Source organism: Chryseobacterium cucumeris, from assembly GCF_001593385.1.
Classification (GTDB): Bacteria; Bacteroidota; Bacteroidia; order Flavobacteriales; family Weeksellaceae; genus Chryseobacterium; species Chryseobacterium cucumeris.
Window position 1 is genome coordinate 930,217 of sequence record NZ_LUVZ01000001.1, and the last position, 17,925, is coordinate 948,141.

Annotated in this window: 13 protein-coding genes; 6 read left to right on the forward strand and 7 right to left on the reverse strand. The window is 36.8% G+C overall.

Going from position 1 to position 17,925, the window contains the following annotated elements; genetic code table 11:
* Window positions 1-28 precede the first annotated feature (28 nt).
* The 3 genes from A1704_RS04185 to secD all read right to left on the reverse strand — a co-directional run bounded on the left by A1704_RS04185 (window position 29) and on the right by secD (window position 5,280).
* Window positions 29-832, reverse strand: coding sequence for an arylamine N-acetyltransferase family protein (locus A1704_RS04185; RefSeq protein WP_062670740.1), 804 nt, complete (start codon window positions 830-832; stop codon window positions 29-31).
* Window positions 833-935: 103 nt separating this feature from the next.
* A complete protein-coding gene (locus A1704_RS04190; protein ID WP_062670742.1) occupies window positions 936-2,195 on the reverse strand; it encodes a TCR/Tet family MFS transporter in 1,260 nt (419 codons plus the stop codon).
* Between the two features lie 175 nt (window positions 2,196-2,370).
* The gene (secD, locus tag A1704_RS04195) at window positions 2,371-5,280 is read right to left on the reverse strand and encodes a protein translocase subunit SecD (RefSeq protein WP_062670743.1); all 2,910 of its coding nucleotides are present in this window, start codon (window positions 5,278-5,280) and stop codon (window positions 2,371-2,373) included.
* 216 nt (window positions 5,281-5,496) lie between these two features.
* Here secD and A1704_RS04200 point away from each other — a divergent pair, with 216 nt between their 5' ends.
* Window positions 5,497-6,864 (forward strand): PQQ-dependent sugar dehydrogenase, encoded by a 1,368-nt coding sequence (locus A1704_RS04200; protein WP_062670745.1) that lies wholly within the window; start codon window positions 5,497-5,499, stop codon window positions 6,862-6,864.
* Window positions 6,865-7,067: 203 nt separating this feature from the next.
* Here A1704_RS04200 and hemN read toward each other — a convergent pair whose 3' ends face one another.
* From hemN to A1704_RS04215, 3 genes are all read right to left on the reverse strand, one after another.
* Complete coding sequence (hemN, locus tag A1704_RS04205) at window positions 7,068-8,426, reverse strand: oxygen-independent coproporphyrinogen III oxidase (protein ID WP_062670747.1); 1,359 nt, start codon at window positions 8,424-8,426, stop codon at window positions 7,068-7,070.
* 176 nt (window positions 8,427-8,602) lie between these two features.
* Entirely contained in the window at window positions 8,603-9,616 is a 1,014-nt protein-coding gene (locus A1704_RS04210) for a WD40/YVTN/BNR-like repeat-containing protein (RefSeq protein ID WP_062670749.1), read from the reverse strand.
* Between the two features lie 49 nt (window positions 9,617-9,665).
* A complete protein-coding gene (locus A1704_RS04215) occupies window positions 9,666-11,183 on the reverse strand; it encodes an amino acid permease (protein ID WP_062670751.1) in 1,518 nt (505 codons plus the stop codon).
* Window positions 11,184-11,347: 164 nt separating this feature from the next.
* Between A1704_RS04215 and pnuC the strand changes: the two genes are divergently transcribed.
* The 5 genes from pnuC (at window position 11,348) to A1704_RS04240 (ending at window position 17,306) form a co-directional block, all read left to right on the forward strand.
* Window positions 11,348-12,010, forward strand: a complete 663-nt coding sequence (gene pnuC, locus A1704_RS04220) for a nicotinamide riboside transporter PnuC (RefSeq protein ID WP_062670753.1) — start codon at window positions 11,348-11,350, stop codon at window positions 12,008-12,010.
* Between the two features lie 4 nt (window positions 12,011-12,014).
* The gene (locus A1704_RS04225; protein ID WP_062670754.1) at window positions 12,015-12,680 is read left to right on the forward strand and encodes a hypothetical protein; all 666 of its coding nucleotides are present in this window, start codon (window positions 12,015-12,017) and stop codon (window positions 12,678-12,680) included.
* 89 nt (window positions 12,681-12,769) lie between these two features.
* Complete coding sequence (dapF, locus tag A1704_RS04230) at window positions 12,770-13,537, forward strand: diaminopimelate epimerase (RefSeq protein WP_062670756.1); 768 nt, start codon at window positions 12,770-12,772, stop codon at window positions 13,535-13,537.
* Window positions 13,538-13,569: 32 nt separating this feature from the next.
* The gene (gene mltG, locus A1704_RS04235) at window positions 13,570-14,595 is read left to right on the forward strand and encodes an endolytic transglycosylase MltG (protein ID WP_062670757.1); all 1,026 of its coding nucleotides are present in this window, start codon (window positions 13,570-13,572) and stop codon (window positions 14,593-14,595) included.
* Window positions 14,596-14,726: 131 nt separating this feature from the next.
* On the forward strand, window positions 14,727-17,306 hold the full coding sequence (locus A1704_RS04240) for a TonB-dependent receptor domain-containing protein (RefSeq protein ID WP_062670760.1): 2,580 nt from the start codon (window positions 14,727-14,729) through the stop codon (window positions 17,304-17,306).
* A 45-nt stretch (window positions 17,307-17,351) separates the two neighbouring features.
* Here the strand turns inward: A1704_RS04240 and A1704_RS04245 are convergent, their stop codons facing one another.
* Window positions 17,352-17,804 (reverse strand): adenylyltransferase/cytidyltransferase family protein, encoded by a 453-nt coding sequence (locus A1704_RS04245; RefSeq protein WP_062670769.1) that lies wholly within the window; start codon window positions 17,802-17,804, stop codon window positions 17,352-17,354.
* Window positions 17,805-17,925: the final 121 nt, after the last annotated feature.

Consider the following 17,925-nt stretch of genomic DNA (forward strand, 5'->3'; position numbering starts at 1 on the left):
GCTTCCCGTTTATTATATTTTATAAGTCTTACCAGATTCTGACTTTTGACTTCAACGCTTCTATCGCATTTTCTTTAAGCCCAAAAGTATTAATCAATATTTCATAGAGCTGTATATCATTTTCTATCGTTATAGATTCCTTTTCACCATCACGAGTCCGGATATTCAGAACATGGTCTGTATAGGTATAACGAGCATTCTCATCTACTTTTGAAAGAATCAGTCTGCTCTTAAAATGAGAATCCGGATGAGTAGACAAATACCAGTTGGAAATATCAAGGTCAACAGGTACTACATTTTCAGGAGTAAATCGATACACAGGAAGCCACTGCTCCTTCCACATCCAAAGCGTATAGGTTTCTTCTTTATGGGAAACTTTAAACATTCCGTTGGGTGTTTGCTGCTGCTCTTCTTCATTTAAAAGTACAGGTGCAGTGAGCGTGGCTGTTCCAAATCCACAATCTACTACATATTGATCTCCATCAAAATCAACAATAAGCAAAAGATGCGTCTGTGCAGCAATACTATCCTCCTGCCTTCCCCACACTACCCTTCCAAGCTGAAGCTTTACATTGAAACCTAATGTTTTTAAAACTTCACTTAAAAGCAGGTTTTGTTCATAGCAATATCCGCCTCTGGATTCGATCACCAGTTTTCTGAAAACATCATCTAACTTTAAAGAAGGAACCGTCCCCGTATAAGGGTCAATATTCTCAAAGGGTATATGTTTCGGATGAAGCTGATGGATCCTTTTCAGTGTTTCCATACTCAATTCCGGAGTTCCAAAGAAATGAATCCGTTCAAAATACTTTTCCAGGTCTGCTATATTCATAATTTTGTTTTTCCTGTTTCAGCAATGAGCAAAACTATTCACTCCTGTAAATTTATTGAAAGATGTAACTCAAAATCACCTATATCTCATCAATAGAACAAATCTATGGCTTGTGAAAATCTTTTTCAGAGGTGATATCAACTAAATTTTTATTTTTTTTCTGAAAAGCAGAATAAGTAATTACCACACTGACCGCCATTAAAATAAATGCTAAAAAGAAAGGTGCCCCTGAAAATTTGAACGGTGCTTCATCATGCGTGAAATAGTAAAATAAATTAGTCATCATCGGAGGTCCTATAATGGATGTAGCACTCATTAAACTCGTTAATGCTCCCTGAAGTTCTCCCTGTTCATTGGAAGGAACACTTTTCGTGATGACAGACTGTAAAGCCGGTCCGCAAATTCCTCCTAAACAGTAAGGAAACAGAAACACAAACATCATCCAGCCTTCTGAAGCAAAGGCAAACAATAACATTCCTACTGCATAGAAAGCCAATCCGTAATAAATACTTTTCTGCTCTCCCAGTCTGGGCGTTGTATATCTGATAAGCCCGCCCTGTACAAGACCTACCAGCAAACCTACTACTCCCAATGAGATTCCTACCATTCTTTCCGTCCAGCTAAACTTATACATAGTAAAGAAACTCCAGTTACTCTGTACAGCGTGACCTGCAATATAGATTAAGATCAAAGAAACAATCAAACCTGAAATTTCAGGGTGCTTGCCTAAAAACTTAAATGAACCAATAGGGTTGGCACGTTTCCAATCAAATTCTCTTCTTTTATCTTTATCAAGACTTTCGGGAAGGATAAAATAACCGTAAAGGAAATTAAGTAAGCACAGGCCTGCCGCAGCATAAAAAGGTACTCTTGCTCCGTAATGCCCGAGAACTCCACCCAGAACCGGCCCAATGATAAATCCAAGACCAAAGGCTGCCCCTATCAGTCCAAAATTCTTGGCACGGTCTTCATCAGTGGAAATATCAGCAATATAGGCACTGGCGGTAGTGACACTTGCTCCTGTAATCCCTGCAATGATCCTTCCTAAAAACAGCCACCAGATCGTTGGAGCCAGCGCAAGGAAAATATAATCGATTGCAAATCCGAAAAGAGAAATCAGAATGATGGGTCTTCTTCCGTATTTGTCACTAAGATTTCCGACTAACGGAGAGAATATAAATTGCGTAAATGCATAGGCAAATCCAAGCCAGCCACCATATTTTGCAGCTTCACTAATATCTGCATGAATAAGTTCCTCAATTAATTTAGGAACAACAGGGATGATGATTCCCCATCCCGTAATATCGATCAGTAAAGTAATAAATATGAAGCCTATAGCTGCTTTTTTCTTTGAATTTTCCATGATGGTGCAAAATTAATCAAATCTGAAAAATAATGATTCTAAATTATCAATAGTTAATATGTATACTAAAAAAAGTAAAGCAATACGAGCACGAACAGCTGACCACTATTGGGGCTTTCATTAAAAAAAGGCCGTTTCTTTCGAAACGGCCCTTACTAATTTATTGTAGTTTGTATTACTTAGAAGCGAGTTCTTCTTTAGCAGAAGTAGATTTTCCATGTACTTCTTCTTCTTTCCCAGTCTTAAGGAAGTCATAAGCAATTGCAGACGCCACAAAGATGGATGAATAAGTACCAAATCCAATACCGATTAGCATCGCAAACATGAATCCTCTTAAGTTATCACCTCCGAAGATGAAGATCGCAAGGATCACCAAAATCGTAGTGAATGAAGTGTTGAATGTTCTACCCAACGTACTTGAAATAGAGTCATCAAACAGACCAGCTAATGTTAATGATTTTTTCTCTCTCAGGTATTCTCTGATTCTGTCGAAGATAATTACCGTATCGTTAATTGAATATCCTAACACAGTAAGAATCGCAGCAATGAAGTCCTGATTGATCTCCATGTTGAACGGCATATATTTGTGAAGCAACGAATATGCTCCTAAAATAATTACCGCATCGTGGAATAGAGCAGCAACTGCTCCAAGAGAGAACTGCCATTTTCTAAATCTTACAAGAATATAGATGAAGATCATTGCTAATGCAGCTAATACCGCATAGATACCGTGAGTCTGGATATCATCAGCAACCGAAGGTCCTACTTTCTCAGAAGAAATGATTCCTGCGTGGTCTTTATCAGCAGATTTGAAATCTTTCAATGTTGTTCCTGCCGGCAAGTTTGATTTTAAACCTTCGAATAATTTCTGTTCGATAATCTGGTCAGCCTTTAAAGATTCATCTTCGATAAGGTAATCCGTAGAGATCTTTAATTGTTTGTTGTTTCCGAAAGTTTTAGCTTCTACAGAAGAGTTCTTACCGTCTTCAGTTTTGAATAATGCTACTAATTTTTCTTCAACATCTTCAGCTTTTACATCTTTATCAAATCTTACCACATAGTTTCTACCACCGGTAAAATCGATACCATATTTGAAACCGTGTGTAGCGATTGAAACAATACAAATAACTGTAAGAACAGCAGAAACGATGTAAGCATATTTTCTCTTTCCGATGAAATCGATCCAGGTATTTCTGAATAGGTTCTTCGTAGCCGGAGTCCAAACAGAAAGTCCTTTTCCTTTATTTAATCTTGAGAAAATCATTACTCTTGAAAGCAATACAGACGTAAATAATGTCATTAAGATACCGATCATCAACGTCAATGCAAAACCTTTAATAGGCCCTGTTCCAAAGAAGAACAATACAACTGCCGTTAAGAAAGTCGTAGTGTGACCATCGATAATCGCATTTAATGCATGTTTGAAACCATCTTTGTAAGCTTCAAGAATACTTTTCCCAGCAAATAATTCTTCTTTAGTTCTTTCATAAATGATAACGTTCGTATCCACCGCTACTGCCATGGTAAGAACGATACCCGCGATACCTGGAAGCGTAAGGGTAAAGTCACCCGAATCCATAATACCGAAAATATAGAATAAGTTGATCACCATCGCAATTACCGCGTATACACCAGCTCCACCGTAGTAGAAAATGATATAAACAATGATAATAGCAAATGCAATGATAAACGACATTAAACCAGAATCAATAGCCTCTTGTCCTAAAGATGGACCTACAACGGTAGCCTGAACTACTTTTGCACCTGCAGGCAATTTACCAGCACCTAACACATCTACCAGTTCTTTAGCTTCTTCCTGAGAGAAGTTACCAGAGATCTGAGTTCTACCGTTAGGGATAGCATTTACAACGTTAGGAGCTGTGTATACTCTGTTATCAAGAGTTACGGCAACTGGTTTTCCAACGTTTTTCTCAGTTAATGTTTTCCATTCTTTTGCTCCTTTAGAGTCCATCTGCATATCTACCACTACTCTGCTTAGTTCATCGTAGCTGATGTTTGCAGTTTCTACAGCACCGTCTACCGGAGCTTTCTGGTTAATGTTACCTCTGATCGCATATAATACTAAACTTTCAGTATCGGTAGCTTCAGGTTTGTAACCCCACATGAACTGAGTATATTTAATGTTAGCCGGACGTAGAGACTGACCTACTTTGCTGTTTAAAATTTTGTTTACAACTGCAGTATCAGATAATTTTACGTTAGCAACACCATTTGTTCTTAATTTGTCAAGCTGTAAAAGGCTCATGAAGTTCACATTCTTTGCCACTCCCATAGAATCTCCTTTTGCAGCAACCATAGTTGTCAAAGTCTGGAAATAAGGTGCAATTTCAGGAACCTGCTGTACTTCCCAGAACTGAAGTTTTGCAGAAGTCTGAAGCATTTTCTTCACTTTATCGATGTCCTTCATACCAGGCATTTCCACAGAAATTCTCGCTGTACCAGGTACTCTCTGAACGTTTGGCTGGATAGCTCCAAGTTTGTCAATTCTCGTTCTGATTACCTCGAAAGCTGTTCCTACAGATGCATCGATTTTTCTTTTAACAATGCTTTTCACCTGCTCATCAGGTGTGTTGTACTTCACCTCAGTAAGGGTTGTATTTCCGAAAATTTCCGGATCCGCCAACTTAAGATTTGCCCCTTTAGCTTTGTTAATTACATCGAACTGCTCAAAGAAGTTGTCGATGTAAGGTTTAGTAGAATTCTTCTGTGCTTCATCAGTTTTGTTTAAAGCCTCAATAAGAACAGGATTTGTAGAATAATTGGTTAAATCATTCACAAGATCTCTTTGGTTGATTTCCAAAAGAACGTTGATCCCTCCTTTCAAGTCAAGACCAAGTTTCATTTCCTTGTCTTTGGCTTTAGTGTAATAAAGTTTTGTGAATCCTAAATTCAAAGTATCCTTAGAAAGTCTTGCGATTTCTTTTTGATACTTCTCCGGATTGTCTCCTGCAATAGCAGTTGCCTGCTTTTCAATTTTGCTGGCGTACCATGTTGGTAATAGCTCGTTTAAGCAAATCAACCCTAGTACAATAGCGACAATTGTAATAAGTCCTTTTCCTTGCATTTTGTTATAACTACGTTAAATTAAGTCGGCAAATATAATGATTTTCTTGTATTTTATGAATTTTTAACAACAGAAATGGTTTATTTCCAGATATATTGGTATCGTGATTTCTATTTAAGATTTAACAATTTTTTCATACTATCATAATGAAGTCTTCAAAATCGATTGGTATAAAATTTTCATTTACTTTTCCAACACACTAACTCTCAAAATATTATGAAAAAATTACTTTTTAGCATCAGTGTTTTTTCTTCCTTAATTGTTAATTCTCAAAGCATTAATTTGGAAGAATTTGTGACAGGACTTACCAGCCCTGTAGAGATTACGAACGCCAATGACAGCCGCCTTTTTGTGGTTCAACAAGACGGCATCATTAAAATTATTCAACCCAATGGGACTATTAACACAACCAACTTTCTGAATATCGGATCAAAAATTACTTTCGGCGGTGAAAGAGGCCTTCTTGGTCTTGCATTTCATCCTCAATACTCTACCAACGGGTATTTTTTTGTGTATTATAACAACCTTTCAGGCAATATTATTGTTGCCAGATACAATGTGAGCTCTACAGACCCAAACGTAGCAGATCCTGCTTCTGAAAAAATACTGTTGAATATTCCCAAACCATTCGACAATCACAATGGAGGAAGCATTCATTTTGCTCCTGATGGAAAGCTTTGGATCATCACCGGAGACGGAGGAAGTGGTGGTGACCCGAATAATAATGCCCAAAATAAAAATGTTTTATTAGGGAAAATGTTGAGAATCGATGTGGATGCTACCGGCCCTTACAATATTCCGCCAGACAATCCTTTTGCCGGAGCCGGAGTGGATGGTGCAGACGAGGTATGGGCTTATGGTCTTAGAAATGCCTGGAAATTTTCTTTTGATCTGACTACAGGCAATGCTATGATTGCGGATGTTGGACAGGGAGCAATAGAAGAAATCAACAAAATGCCCATTACTACAGCCGGATTAAATTATGGCTGGCGTTGTTATGAAGGAAATAATGCTTACAATACAGCAGGATGCGCTGCACAGTCTACCATGACCTTCCCTGTTGCTGTATACAACCATTCTGGCGGGAAATGTTCTATCACAGGCGGCTACGTCTATAGAGGAAGCCAATACCCGTCACTTCAGGGAAAATATTTCTTTGCAGATTATTGTTCTTCTCAGATCGGAATGCTGGATACCAATAATACCATTACTTGGACGACTCCTTATTCCGGAAATAACTTTTCTACTTTTGGAGAAGATTATCAAAAAAGATTGTATGTCGCAGATTTGAGCAATGGAAAAATTTTCAAAATATCTACAGGAACTTTAGGAACTAATGAAAATACTTTAGGAGCAGTAAAGGTCTATCCTAATCCTGCTTCAAAAGAAATTTTCATTGATGGGGTAAAAGATAAAAAAGCAACCCTGGAAATCATCAGTGCAGAGGGAAGAAAAGTGATGGAAACGGATCAGATTATTAATGGCAAAGCAATTAATATCTCAGGGATACCTGCCGGAGTGTATTATATTAATCTAAAATCCGGGGAACTGAAATCATATAGTCAGAAATTGATTATTAAATAGTAGTAGCTGGTTTTAAACGCAAACGAAACGCTAAGGCTTTTAAATTCTATAAAAAAGGGTGGCAAAGGCTTTTTACCAAGCAAAAAACATTGGACTACTCTAGACACCTTAATACAATCTTAATGTTTCAAAAAAGTTTAAACAAGTTCAAAACAAACCCACGGGTCTATAAAAAAGCGGTTCAGAATTGAACCGCTTTTATTTTATATAGTCATTGAGAAAATCCTGGTTTCAGGTTTGTTTCTCATCATCCTCAGGTCAAAAACCATGGCTACATTCCTTGTGAATGCTCTTCCGGCTTCTGTAATTTTAACTTCAGTTCCATTGATCTCAACCAAACCGTCATTTTCCATTTCTTTCAGCATTTCCAGCGCATTGTCAAGCTCAGGGAAAGAGTTATTAACATCAAAAGTGGTTTCAAGCTGACACATAAGATTCAGAATATGTCTTCTTACCGTAAGATCCTCATCGCTCAGAACGTGTCCTTTTACAACAGGAATCTCACCTTGTTCAACCATTTTCTGATATTCTTCCACTGTTTTTACATTTTGGGCAAAAGCATACCATGAATCTGAAATAGCAGACATACCAAGCCCAACCATCAGCTGGGTTTTACTAGAGGTATACCCCATAAAATTTCTGTGAAGTTTTTTATGAATCAGAGACTGATACAGATCATCATGCTCAAGAGAGAAGTGATCCATCCCAACCTCAATATATCCTAGATCCTGAAGCAGCTTTTTTCCATCTTCATACAAACGGCGCTTCTCTTCTCCACTTGGAAGGTCATTTTCATCAAATCCTCTTTGTCCGACACCTTTCACCCATGGAACGTGTGCGTAAGAATAGAATGCTAGTCTGTCCGGTTTCAATTCCATAGTCTTTCTGATGGTATGTTCCATTGCTTCCCAATTCTGGTGCGGCAATCCGAAAACCAGATCATGGCTGATTCCTCTGTACCCTATTTCCTTTGCCCATTCTGTAACGTTTTTCACATTTTCAAAAGGCTGGATTCTGTTGATGGCTTTCTGAACTTTAGGATCGTAATCCTGAACTCCAAAGCTCACTCTTCTGAAACCAAGGTCATATAAGGTCTGAAGATGTTCCTTCGTCGTATTATTTGGATGCCCTTCAAAAGAAAATTCAGGGTGCTCTGCAATGTCTACCGATGAAAAGATCCCTTCCAGTAATGTTCTTAAATTCTCAGGGGAGAAAAAGGTAGGAGTACCACCTCCCAGGTGTAATTCTTTCAGTTTAGGTCTTTCGTTGAAAAGATCAAGATACAGTTTCCATTCCTTTAAAACACTTTCCAGATAAGGTATTTCAACACTATGCTGTTTGGTGATACGCTTATGGCATGCACAAAACGTACACAATGCCTCACAGAAAGGCAAATGGATATAAATAGAAATTCCCTCCTCTGCATTGCTTTCATGAAAAGACCTGATTACGGTTTCCTTCCATTGTTCCGGTGAAAATGTTGATTCATCCCAATAAGGAACGGTAGGATAAGAAGTGTAACGCGGTCCGGGAATATTATACTTATCTATTAAAGAGTTCATTTTGAAAATTAAATTTTATAAGGCTATGAAATTTAACATAATTAAAATTCATCTTACAAAATTAACCATTAGTTATGAATTTTAACCTATGAAATATATTAGGTTCTATTTTATAATGAGTCTAAATACGTATGATCAGGCTTTTAGCCAATAGTGATAAATTCTATTCCTGCTATTTAAAATTTTAATTTCATCACCGCAATTCTGTTATTTCCTGCAAGAACCACATGGTCAGCATCAATCCACTGGCAGACAAAGAAGCCTTTTTCATCAGAAATCTTTTTCCAGGTCTTCCCAAAATCTGAGGAATAGCTGATATGTTTGTCGCCTACCGCAATGATTTCTTTTCCTTTGGATCCCGGTTTTATTTTCACACAAGTGGTATATCCCGCATTCTGCCCTGAAGCCTGAATCTGCCAGGTCTTTCCTGCATCATTTGTCGTTGCAATATTATTGATATTAGCATCCTGTTTGGTATAATCTCCTCCTGCTGCTATTCCGAAACGGTCTTCAAAAAAATCAATGGAATACATTCCCTGGGAAGATTTTCCTTGTATGATTGGGGTATTGAACAGTTCTATTTTATCATCTTTCAGGTTCATTCTTAAGATTCTTGAAGCTTTTCCTCCAGTCGCAATCCATAAGTATTTTTTAGAGGATGAAATATTGGTATTGCTGGCGGCAAAAGCAGCTTCGCCATCATTTAACGTTACATTATTTTTAAACATGTTCCATTTCCCATCCTTATATACCGCCAGTTTCAGCAGGTGATCTTTATCTGCGTCACTGAAGGTATAGGCAAGTTTATCATTCACGAAATGCAAAGCATCATAAAACGCTGTTTTTACAGTATCTTTAAAAATCACCTGTGATTTCAGATCTTTTTTATCAATTTTGAAAAAACGTGCCGGACTTTCAATATTGATTGCATAGAAAGAAGTTTTATTCTGTCCTAGTGTTCTGAACTGAAGTTTTTCTTCAGATAGCCTGACCTGTTTCTGGTTTTTATAGTCTTTAAGATCTACAAACCCGAATTTGGAATCCGTACCGCTGTACCATACTTTGTTGTCATATAGTTCAAGAGCCCTGATACTGATTTTATCGTTAAGAATGGTTTCAAGGCTTTCCACCTGCTGGGAAAACGCTGTAATTCCTACAGACAGGAATATAATGGAAAAAATATTTTTCATAGTAATAGTATTGTGACAAAAAAAACCGCCGAAGCGGTTTATATTATTATTAATCCTGATTCTGATATTTTTCAGGGTTGTTAAGTTTACTGTTTGATTTTCCGTAAAGGAAGTATACCAAACCTCCTAAGAATAACCATACTGCAGAAAGTTCCAATGCATGAGCACTTAGGTTAAAGATCAAATATAGGTTGATAATTACTCCTAATGCCACTACGATTTTATAAGCAGGAACTTTGAAAGGTCTGATCAGATTAGGTTCTTTCTTTCTCATTACCCAAACTGCGATACAAACCAGTGTAAATGCAAAAAGGGTTCCGAAACTTGTCATATCTGCCAATGTAGAAATTGGTGTAAATGCAGCGATTAAAGCTACTACAATTCCTAACAGGATAATTCCTTTGTAAGGTGTTTTTGTTTTTGGGTGAAGCTGTCCGAAGAATTTAGGAATCAAGCCGTCTTTTGCCATACCGATGAAGATTCTGGACTGCCCCATCATCATTACCATTACAACAGAAATCAACCCTACAGTAGCAGCAATCGTTACGATATTACTCGCCCAGTGCTTTCCTGCAATTTCAAAAGCATACGCTACAGGCGCTTTGATGGCATCCGGATATCTTCCTTCAGGATTAAAGTCTGTATAATGCATCATCCCTGTCAATACAAGAGATACACAGATATATAAAGCTGTACAGATCAATAGTGAAGCGATGATAGCGAAAGGTACATCTTTTTTAGGGTTAATAGCTTCTCCAGCCTGTGTAGAAACAGCATCAAAACCGATATAAGCAAAGAAAATAGCTGCTGCTCCGGAAATAATACCTTTAATCCCGTAGGCAGAAACCAGATCTCCTTCAGAGTTCTTGATCTTTATCGGATCAGGAATAAAAGGCTTCCAGTTTTTAACACCATCTACCGCATTGTAAAGATCCGTATTAGAGAAAATAATGTATACACCAGCGATAATCACAAAGATAACCGCTGAAGTTTTCATTAAAACGATCAGGTTATTCGCTCCTGCTGCCTCTTTAGTTCCTTTTACCAATAATGCAGTAATTAAAAGAACCAGAATAAATGCTGGCAGGTTCATAGAAAAACCATCTCCGGTATAACTTGCCGGGTCTGATGTCAGATAGGCAGGCAAATGAATATTAAAAATTTTCAAAAATTTATTAAAATAACCGGACCAACTCACGGAGACGGCCATACTCGCCATCGCGTACTCGAGGATGAGACACCATCCCATGGCCCATGCAAAAATTTCTCCTACTGTTCCATATGCATAAGCATAAGCTGAACCCTCTACAGGAATAATGGATGCAAACTCTGCATAGCATAATGCAGCAAAAACGCAGGCGATCCCTGCGATGATAAAGGAAATGGCAAGTGCTGGTCCTGCGTGATAATAGGCTCCTGTTCCTGTAAGAACAAAGATTCCACCACCGATGATAGCACCTACTCCAATTGCTGTTAAACTCCATTTTCCAAGGACTTTTTTCAGCTCACTTTTCTTCATATCTGCCTCATAGGCACTTAGTGGCTTTTTAACCCAAATTTTCGACATGTTTTTTTATTTATTAAGGATTTACGAAAATATAAAAAATTTAGGAACTCCCACGTTTATCGTTAAACTTTCCTCATTTATTTTACATTAAAGGTTTAAAAACCTGAACAACACATTATATAATCCATTTTAAAAAGTCCATATTTTTGCTTATTTTTGATTGCATGAATTTATATGATCTTTTTGTAAAGCCTTATGAAAGCTATGATTCTTTACAAATTATGTTGGAAGCATCAGGTGCAATTTTCGGAATACTGAGCGTATTTTTTTCCATAAAGAAAAATATATGGGTGTATCCTACCGGCATTATTTCAACGCTGATCTATGTATATCTTCTTTTCAATGCCGGGCTTCTGGGAGACTGTATGATTAACGTCTATTATACTGTCATGAGTATTTATGGATGGGTTCTATGGGCAAGAAATTCTGAAGATCATGTTCACGTAGAAGTTACATGGGCTACCAGAAAAGAATGGATACATGCAAGTATTCTTTTTGTGCTGAGTTTGGCATTTGTTACTTTTATTTATTATTGCAAACCTTATATTGATCATTTAGAAGGTGGTTATTTGGGATTGTATCATCTCGACTGGGCCAATTGGATGGATATTTTTACCACTTCCATATTTTTAGTAGGAATGTGGTTGATGGCCAAACAGCGCATTGAGAGCTGGATTTTCTGGATTCTCGGAGATCTTATTTGTATTCCTATGATGATTTTTAAGGGACTTGGAATCACTTCGGTTCAATATTTGGTATTTACTATAATGGCGATCTTAGGATACGTCAATTGGAAAAAAAGTTTTAAAGAAAAAAAAGTACAATAAAGTCATGAAAAATTTATTTAAAATAGCAGTCAGTATTTTTGCTATTACCAGTTTAACCTCTTGTTTAGCATATACCGACGGATACGGAAGCAATAGTGGTTACGGATATGGTGATCCCTATTACAACAACGGGTATTATTATGCTCCTTCAGGATACTACGGAAGCGGAGGATATTGGGGCAATGATGGCTATTATTACAGAAACAACGTTAATTATTACTATGATAATGGCATTCCTTATTATTATGACAATTATAATAACTCCAGAAGAAAAGTCTATGTAGAAAGAAGATCATCTTCTTCTTCAAGACCTCAAAACGGATTCCAGAATACGCGTACAACGAACAGTAACGGTTCATATAATAATAACGGAGGATTCAATAATAATAGAAACTCTAACAGCAACAGCGGATTCAGAAACCAGAATAGTGGTTATCAAAACAATCAGGGAAATCAGAACAACAGTGGTTTCAGAAACTCCAACAGTAACAGTGGATTCAGAAATCAAAACAGCAGTAATCAGAACAACCAGGGAAACCAGAATAACAGCGGTTTCAGAAATTCCGGAGGCAGCAGATCAGAGTCTTCCGGCGGTGGATTCAGGAATAGCTCGGGCAGCCAAAGCACCAGTTCAAGCAGACAGCAGAGCGGCGGTGGCGGCTTTAGATAAAACGATTATAAATAAGGAAACGAACAGCTAACACTGTTCGTTTTTCATTTAAAATATAGTAATTTTGCTTCTTCATTTAACAAAAAAATATGGAATTTTATAAATATCAGGGAACAGGGAATGATTTTGTAATGGTAGACAACCGTGATCTCCAATTTACTAAAGATAAAGATAGCATTGAAAAATTATGTGACAGACGTTTCGGAATAGGTGCTGACGGTCTTATTCTATTGGAAAACGATCCTCATTATGACTTCAAAATGGTGTACTACAATTCTGATGGTGGAGAAAGTACAATGTGCGGAAACGGAGGAAGATGCCTTGTCGCTTTTGCTTTTTTCCTTGACATCTTTGAAGACAAATGCAAATTCATTGCGACAGATGGTGAACATGAAGCTGAAATCCATAACGGAATCATTAAATTAAAAATGATCAATGTGGATACTATCTCCCAAGACGGAAATGATTTTGTTCTGAATACCGGATCTCCTCATTATGTAAAATATGTTGACAATCTGAAAGATTATCACGTTTATGACGAAGGATATGGCATCAGAAATTCAGAAAAATATAAAGAAAAAGGAATCAATGTGAACTTTGTAGAAAAAATTTCCGATAATGAAATTTTTGTAAGAACCTATGAACGAGGCGTTGAGGACGAAACTTACAGTTGCGGAACAGGAGTTACAGCTTCTGCTTTAACTTTTCTGCAAAAACATAATCTAACCTCTGTAAAAGTTAAAACTTTAGGTGGAAACCTTAAAGTACATGCTGAAAAAAGCGGTGATGCATTCCAGAATATTTGGCTGGAAGGTCCTGCAAAGCAAGTTTTTAGAGGTAAGACAGATCTTCTTTAAAAACAAAAAACTTTTAATCAACATTGATAAGAATGAAAAAAGCAATTCTCATTGTCATTCTGCTGGTTTTTGTAGTGGCAGGATTTTTTGGTTTGAGATTTTATAATAAATATTTAGGAAATAACGTAGAAAAGGATGGTTACGTTCTGATTCCTCATAGAGCAGGATTTAAACAGATCCTCGATTCTATTGCTCCTTATATTAAAGACAGGGAATCTTTTGAAGCTGTAGCTAAGGAAAAAGGCCTTGATACGAATTTTAAAGCAGGGCGATATCATATTCAGAGCGGAACAGGTAACAAAAACCTTGTCAATATGATCAAAGCAGGTAACCAGACTGCAAACTCTTACAGAATCGGTGATTTTGGAGATATGTATCAGATGATTGGTAGGGTGACTAAAAAAACAGAAATTGATTCATTACATTTTGTGAATGATCTCGATGCTGTTGCACAGGAGAAAGGATATAAAAATGTTGAAGATTTAAAAAAATATTTTTTCATTGATACTTATAATTTTTTCTGGACGGTAAGTCCGAGAGAATTTTTTTCCAAGTTCGAAAATCAATATAATGATTTCTGGACGAGTGAAAGAAAGAACAAGGAGCAGCAGTCCGGGCTTACAAGAGATCAGATTTATGCTTTAGCTTCCATTGTTTATAAAGAATCAGGAGGGAAAAAGGATGAAATGAAAACCATTGCAGGATTATATTTAAACCGTTACAGAAAAGGAATGAAACTTCAGTCTGATCCTACGGTAATTTATGCAATTAATAAGCAGACTAATTTTAAAGAACCTATAAAAAGGGTATTATATAAGCATTTGTCTACACCATCACCTTATAATACTTATGCCAATGCAGGTATTCCTCCGGGACCTATCTGTGTAGTGGATAAGAATTCAATAGATGCTGTTTTAAATGCCGAAAACAACAACTATATATTTATGTGTGCTGATCCGGCAAGATTCGGATACCATAAGTTTACTGCAAGTGCTGAAGAACATGCAGTGAATGCAAAGGCTTATCAGGACTGGCTCAACTCAAAAAATATAAAATAAGTTTAGAAGCACCAGAAAATTTAAACAGTTAGAAAAAAATATACAACCATAATGTTTTGATGTTCACATTATTATAGACACTCAAAATATTAAGGGTTATTCTTTCACGATCTTATACAAAAAAATAACCTATGAAGAATAAGACAGAAATTGTCACTATTTTCACCAGAAAAACTTTAGGACTTACCTTAGTACTTTCAGCGGCAGCATTGGCTTTTGCACAAGAAAAGGCTGGAGTTTCAGGAATCATTGTCAACAAAAAAAATCAACCGGTTCCTTACGCTTCCGTAACTTTCAGCAATAAAGCCAACAAGACTTTAAGTGATGCTGTACTAACTGATGAAAAAGGACAGTATCAGCTGCAACTTATGCCCGGAGACTATGACATTACGGTAGAAGCTATTGATTACAAAAAAAGTGTAGTCAGCAAAAACATTGCAAAAGCAGGTAATATCGGTGCTCTATCTATTGAAGCAGAGGCAACCTCTACTGTAGATGGTAAAACGAAAGAAATACAGGGTGTTGTTATTACCGCATCAGCAACCAAAGCATATAAAGTAGAACTTGATAAGAAAACTTATGATCCTTCACAGGATATTGTAAGTAAAGGAGGAAATCTTCAGGATGTTTTGACCAACGTTCCCTCGGTTTCCGTAGACACAGACGGAACAGTATCGATGAGAGGAAATTCAAATGTAAAATTTCTTATCAACGGAAAGCCGTCTTCTCTTCTTGGAATAGACGATGGAGCCAATGCTTTGCAAAGTATTCCTGCGGATCAGATTGAAAGAATTGAGGTAATTACCAACCCTTCTTCTAAATTTGAGGCAAGTGGAACTGCCGGTATTCTGAACATCATTCTTAAAAAGGATAAAAAGATGGGATTCAATGGTAGCGTAACCGGAACTTTAGGTTACCTTCCAAGAACCAATCTTAATGCAAACCTAAACTGGAGAAAAGGTAACTGGACCTGGTTTTTAAATGGCGGCGGCGGTTATCAGAAGAATGAAAGTACCATGAAGAATACAACTACCAGAAAGGATGATATTGGCAGCTTAGCTTCAACTGCATTCCCTTTTACTCAGTATTCCCAACAAAATGGTAAGACAACCAGAGAAAGTGACACTTATAACGTGACGGCTGGTTTTACTCATGACTTCAGTGATAAGACTTCTATCAATTTCTCGGGAATGATCAGAAGTTTTGATACAGATCAAACCGGAATTAACACTTATAATGAAAGGCTTTATAAAGATGCTTCTACCGTAAATGATGTTGTTAGAGAAAGAAATAGCTTTGGAAATAACAAAAATCTGGCAACACAGTTTGATCTTGGACTTGATCAGAAAATTGGAGATAACGGCCAGTTATTATCCGCATCCGCAAGTTACCAGACGAACAAAACAGACGGAACCAATCAGATTGTACAGAGAACTTTTATCAATAATCTTTTACAACCTACCGGTACTATTAATAATGTAAGTACAGATTCTAAAACGGATACCTTTATTGGAAAAATTGATTATGAACTTCCAATAGGTGAAAAGTCTAAATTAGAAGCAGGAGCACGTTATGATTATAACAGAAACACGTATGATTATTTTGTGGACCAAAGTAATAACGGACAGCCTTCCTTTACAAGATTTGATTTTACAAGTAACACGGTATATTCTGAAAATATTCTTGGAGTGTATGCACAGTTTAAAAGTAAAATTGGAGAAAAATTTGCGTATCAGTTAGGATTAAGAAGTGAGACTTCAAAAATTGACGTTAATTTTCAAAATTATGATGTAAACGGAAACCCGGCAAATACTCCAGAGGTTAATAAAAACTACACTAAGTTCTTCCCTTCTGTATTTTTAAGCTATGACCTCGCAAAGAACAATCAGATCTTGTTAAACTATTCAAGAAGAATTAACCGTCCGAGAGCTTTCTCCCTGATTCCATTTATGTCTTTTGATGATGACAGAAACTACTTCAGAGGAAACCCGGATCTTAATCCAACCTACGAAAACTCTTTTGAACTTGGATACAATCTTTCAAATAAAAAGATTACGTTTAATCCAACTTTGTATTTTAAAAAGTCTGAAGATGAGCAAAACAGATATCAATACATCGATGAGACCGGAGCTGTTAATACCATGCCTTTCAACGTGGGTACGGAGACCAATTATGGTTTGGATCTGAATGGAACTTACGATCCTTACAGCTGGTGGAAAATAATGCTTTCTGCTGACCTTTACGGATATAAAAATACAGGAAGCTTTAACCTATTCCCTGACAATCCACGAACTGTAAATGATTTCTCAGGTTCCGGATTTTCATACAGAATACGTTTTAACAATACTTTTAAGCCTACTAAAAACTTAAGCCTTCAAATCCAAAGTTTCTACAGGGCTGCTGAGAAAACAGCTATGAATAACAGAAAGGCCATGTATGGTATAGATTTAGGAGTAAGCCAGACCATATGGAAAGGAAACGGAATTATAGGATTCAACATCAGAGACATCTTTAATACCAGAAAAATGAAAAACTTCTCTGATAATGCCCAATTTACAAGAGAAATGGAAATGCAATGGCAGCCAAGACAGTTTGCTTTATCCTTCACTTATAAGTTCAAGCAAGGTGAGAAGATTGATGCCAAACCAAAAATGAAGAAAGATATTAATTCTAATACAAAAGGGGACGAAGAACAAGGCGGCCCAATGTAATACAGCAAAAATCCCGAAAGTTTCTTTCGGGATTTTTTATTTCTGTTATTTTACAGGTTCTGCTTTTGCGTATTTTTCTTTTTCAGCTTCATAAATTCTCCTTCTCAGATCGCTGGTGGAAAACCTATGGTCTCTTTTGTTGAAAAATAGCTCAATTCCTTTTTCTTCACAGTATTTCTTACCTGTAAAGTCTTTGTCCATGTAATCATCCCCGATGATTCTTACGTCAATCACAAATGATTTAAGAATATCCAAAAGGTCTTCTTCTGTGTAATAAGGAATTATCTCATCCACAGCATTCACCGCTTTCAGTTGGATATATCTTTCAACAATAGTCTGACTTGGCTTATTTTTGTTTGGACGATCGTGGGACGGATCGATTTGAAGTCCGACGATTAAATAGTCACATACAGTTTTAGCTTCTTCAAGCATTTTAATGTGACCTGCATGCAATAAGTCAAATGACGAAAATGTAATACCTATTCTCTGTGTCTTCATATTAATATTAAATTAAAGCTTCGCTGAAATAAATGTTTTTTAAAAAGATAAAACACCAAATTTCAAGGAAGATGTTTTTGTAATTTGTTTTATGATCGTTTAAATTGCTCTTTCTATATAA

Bases quoted from the DNA above. Each gene is read 5' to 3' on its own strand.
- A1704_RS04185 (WP_062670740.1), bottom strand. From the start codon at position 832: ATGAATATAGCAGACCTGGAAAAGTATTTTGAACGGATTCATTTCTTT.
- A1704_RS04190 (WP_062670742.1), bottom strand. From the start codon at position 2,195: ATGGAAAATTCAAAGAAAAAAGCAGCTATAGGCTTCATATTTATTACT.
- secD (WP_062670743.1), bottom strand. From the start codon at position 5,280: ATGCAAGGAAAAGGACTTATTACAATTGTCGCTATTGTACTAGGGTTG.
- A1704_RS04200 (WP_062670745.1), top strand. From the start codon at position 5,497: ATGAAAAAATTACTTTTTAGCATCAGTGTTTTTTCTTCCTTAATTGTT.
- hemN (WP_062670747.1), bottom strand. From the start codon at position 8,426: ATGAACTCTTTAATAGATAAGTATAATATTCCCGGACCGCGTTACACT.
- A1704_RS04210 (WP_062670749.1), bottom strand. From the start codon at position 9,616: ATGAAAAATATTTTTTCCATTATATTCCTGTCTGTAGGAATTACAGCG.
- A1704_RS04215 (WP_062670751.1), bottom strand. From the start codon at position 11,183: ATGTCGAAAATTTGGGTTAAAAAGCCACTAAGTGCCTATGAGGCAGAT.
- pnuC (WP_062670753.1), top strand. From the start codon at position 11,348: ATGAATTTATATGATCTTTTTGTAAAGCCTTATGAAAGCTATGATTCT.
- A1704_RS04225 (WP_062670754.1), top strand. From the start codon at position 12,015: ATGAAAAATTTATTTAAAATAGCAGTCAGTATTTTTGCTATTACCAGT.
- dapF (WP_062670756.1), top strand. From the start codon at position 12,770: ATGGAATTTTATAAATATCAGGGAACAGGGAATGATTTTGTAATGGTA.
- mltG (WP_062670757.1), top strand. From the start codon at position 13,570: ATGAAAAAAGCAATTCTCATTGTCATTCTGCTGGTTTTTGTAGTGGCA.
- A1704_RS04240 (WP_062670760.1), top strand. From the start codon at position 14,727: ATGAAGAATAAGACAGAAATTGTCACTATTTTCACCAGAAAAACTTTA.
- A1704_RS04245 (WP_062670769.1), bottom strand. From the start codon at position 17,804: ATGAAGACACAGAGAATAGGTATTACATTTTCGTCATTTGACTTATTG.